The following is a 3751-nucleotide window of genomic DNA, read 5'->3' on the forward strand; positions in this document are numbered from 1 at the left end:
AGGTTATTATGAAGAAAAAATTTATCAATGCAAAGATTTATGGATTGGAAGATGCGAGAGAAATTCTCGTAGAAGATGGAAAATTTAAGGAATTTGGAAAAAATCTAGAAGCTTGTGATGAAGTAATCGACCTAGATGGAAGGCTAGTGATACCACCTTATGTTGATAGTCACCTTCATCTTGATTATTACATGATTGGCAAGACCGATGAGGTAAAGAATGAATCGGGTACTCTTTTTGAGGCGATTGACCTATGGAATGACTTCAAGAAGGGTACGAGTAAGGAAGAAATGAAGGAGAGAATCTATGGGGCTGTCGAAGAATGCTTATCCCACGGAACTCAATACATCAGAGCCCAAACCGATTGTACAGATCCAAATCTTACAGGCATTAGGGCAGCTCTTGAGGTTCGTGATGAATTAAAGGATAAGGTCACAATCCAAGTCGTAGCCTTCCCACAAAACGGTATGTATTCATACGAGGAGGAAGGAAAAACAGGTAGGGACCTAGTAGAAGAAGCCCTTAAGCTTGGTTGTGAAGTAGTCGGAGGTATCCCTCACAACGAATGGTCTAGGGAACTTGGAGAAAAATCCATCAAAGAGATCGTAAATCTTGCCGTAAAATACGATAAGTTAATAGATGTTCACTGCGATGAGACAGACGATGTGATGGCAAGATTTGTCGAAGTCCTCAATGCAGAAGCCATGATTAATGGCATAGGAGAAAAGACTACAGCAAGCCACACTTGCTCTTTTGGATCTGTGGATGATTCCTATGTCTTTAGGATGATGGGCTTATTTAGAAAATCTAAGCTTAACTTCATAGCCCTTCCTACAGAAAACGTATTTCTTCAAGGAAGACAAGACTCTTATCCAAAACGTAGGGGACTTACCAGAGTTTTGGAATTTGTAGATAATGGAATCAATGTTTGTTTTGCCCAAGACTCCATAGTAGACTTATGGTATCCAGCTGGAAACGGTAATCTTATGAATATCCTAGATAATGGAATTCACCTAAGCCAACTTATGAGAGAAAAGGACTTCGAGAAAGACTTTGATCTTGTTACTTACAATGGCGCAAAGACCATGCATATAGAAGATGAGTACGGCTTTGATCCAGGAAAGCCTGCAAACTTTATAGTTCTGGATGCAGAAAATGAATTTGAAGCTATAAGAAATAGGGCCGAGTGTTTGGCATCAGTTCGTGATGGAAAATTCCTATTCAAAAAGGCCAAAAGAGAATATGATGTTAAATTAAATATAAGATAAATTGATTAGGGGCATGACTTAGAAATGCCTCTTTTTTTAATATTTTCTAGCTGGAATTTATAATTATAGGAAAAAATCACTTAAAAATTTATAATTCAATGGTATATTCATGGTGGAAGCTGATTCTAATTTTAAGTATATGCGAGTACGAAAGGAAGTAATGATGAAGACTGATATTGAGATAGCGAAGGAAACGGAATTAGTGGATATCGACGAAATCTGTAAGGATTTAGGAATCGATGATTATGAGAAATACGGAAACTACAAGGCTAAATTGCCTCTATCTTATGCAGGCAATATGAAAAAAGACTCTAAGCTAATCCTTGTAACAGCGACAAATCCAACCCCAAGTGGAGAGGGAAAGACTACCCTAAACATAGGCCTATCTATGGCCTTAAATAGAATTGGCAAGAAGGCAGTATCTGTCTTAAGAGAGCCATCTATGGGACCTTCCTTCGGAAGAAAGGGCGGAGCCGCCGGTGGGGGTTATAGTCAAGTCCTCCCAATGGATGAGATAAACCTACATTTTACAGGAGACTTCCACGCCATAACCAGTGCGGTAAATCTCGTGGCTGCTATTTTGGATAATCATATCTACCAAGGAAACGAGAAAAGAATCGATCCAAAAAGAATAGTCTGGAGAAGATGTGTCGACCTAAACGACAGGGCCCTAAGAAATATTGTAATAGGACTTGGAAACAGGACAGATGGGGTTAGTCGTGAGGATAAGTTTGATATAACTGTTGCTACAGAAATGATGGCAGTCTTGTGTCTTGCTACAAGCATAGAAGACTTTAGAGAAAAAGTAAGCAAGATGATAGTAGCCTACGACTATGACAATAATCCTGTAACAGTCGATGATATCAAGGCAACAGGCTCTGTCGCTGTAGTTATGAAAGAAGCTCTTAAGCCAAATCTAGTCCAAACTATAGAACATACTCCTGCAATAATTCACGGAGGACCTTTCGCAAATATAGCCCATGGCTGTAATTCACTACTTGCGACAAAGACTGGCCTTGGCATAGCTGATTATGTAGTAACTGAAGCTGGTTTCGGGGCAGATCTTGGAGCTGAGAAGTTTAATGATATCAAATGTAGGCTAGGTGGACTAACTCCTTCTGCAAGTGTAATAGTGACATCAATAAGAAGTTTAAAATATCACGCAGGAGTGGATTTTGAGAATTTGAAAGAAGAAAATCTAGAAAAGCTTGAAATAGGTTTTAAGAATCTCAAAATCCATATAGAAAATATGAGAAAATTTGGTCAAAATATAATTGTCGCTATCAACAAATTCGATACCGATACCGACAGAGAAATAGAACTTGTAAAGAAGATGACAGAAGAGCTTAAAGTTAAGGCAGTCGAGACAAGTGTCTTTACCGATGGGGGAGCTGGCGGTGAAGAGCTTGCTAGAGACCTAGTTGAGCTTTGTGAAAATGACAATGACTTTAACTACTTATACGACCTAGATCAAGGTGTAAAGGAAAAAATAGAGACTATAGCCAAGGAAATCTATAGGGCTAAGGGAGTAGTTTATAGCAAAAAGTGCGAGAAGGACATCAAAAAAATTGAAGACCTAGGATATCAAAACTTACCAATTTGTATAGCCAAAACACCTTATTCGTTATCCGATGATGGAAATATCAATATCACAGAAGACGACTATGATATAACAATTAGAGAAATTAGGATCAATGCAGGAGCAGGATTTTTGGTTGCCTATACAGGAAATATTTTGACCATGCCAGGACTTCCAAAGGCTGCTAATGCTTATAAAATTGATTTAGATGAAAATAATGAGATAGTTGGATTATTCTAATTGTTTACCTTTTCATGAGAATAAAGGCTAGAAATTTCAGAAAAAAATACTTAAAAAAACTTGCAAAATTTGTTAAATTATTTATAATAGAGATATACAAAAATTTAGGGAAGATGGAGGGTGCTATGAAAAACAAATGTCTAACAAACAAACCATTTACTATAAAATTCATTTCTATTAGCGTGATTAACTCTATCTTTGCCTATATCAAGAAGTTGAGATTTACAATTGAATTTCTTTGCCCTGCACTAAGAGGACCCTGTTTAGGGTTCTCTTTTTATGTGTGTAGATAAGTGATATAGGAGAAGATAGACCAATGAGCGGTGTAGTAGGAATAAAAACTAAAACAGGAAAAACGCAGAAATTATTTTATTCACTAAGTTCAATCCAACATAGGGGTCAGGATGCATCTGGAATCATCCTTTCAACTGGAAAAAACTTAAGAAGAATAAGGGGACTAGGGCTTGTCAATGAAATTTTCGCTGATGACAATCTAGAAGAAAGCGAAGGAGAATACGGCCTAGGTCATGTTAGGAGTGCACCAGAAGGCTGTAACCAAGACTATAATGTCGAGCCTCTGGTAAGTTTTGCCAAGGGAAATGAATTTTCCCTAGCCCATGATGGGAATCTGGTAAATTATAAAACATTAAAGAAAAAAGAAGAA

At 37.5% G+C, this 3751-nt stretch carries 2 protein-coding genes and 1 pseudogene; all 3 read left to right on the plus strand.

Going from position 1 to position 3751, the window contains the following annotated elements; all coding sequences use genetic code 11:
* Positions 1 to 1268 (plus strand): amidohydrolase family protein (locus MRZ08_RS07745; RefSeq protein WP_297381389.1); only part of this gene is annotated, 1268 nt, incomplete at its 5' end.
* Between the two features lie 163 nt (positions 1269 to 1431).
* Positions 1432 to 3087, plus strand: a complete 1656-nt coding sequence (locus MRZ08_RS07750) for a formate--tetrahydrofolate ligase (protein ID WP_297381392.1) — start codon at positions 1432 to 1434, stop codon at positions 3085 to 3087.
* 316 nt (positions 3088 to 3403) lie between these two features.
* Positions 3404 to 3751: pseudogene (locus MRZ08_RS07755) on the plus strand (amidophosphoribosyltransferase); the annotation flags it as partial.

The organism is Anaerococcus sp., assembly GCF_022770135.1.
Classification (GTDB): Bacteria; Bacillota; Clostridia; order Tissierellales; family Peptoniphilaceae; genus Anaerococcus.

What these genes read in the sequence shown, in the direction of transcription:
- MRZ08_RS07750 (WP_297381392.1), top strand. Translation starts at nt 1,432, where the DNA reads ATGAAGACTGATATTGAGATAGCGAAGGAAACGGAATTAGTGGATATC.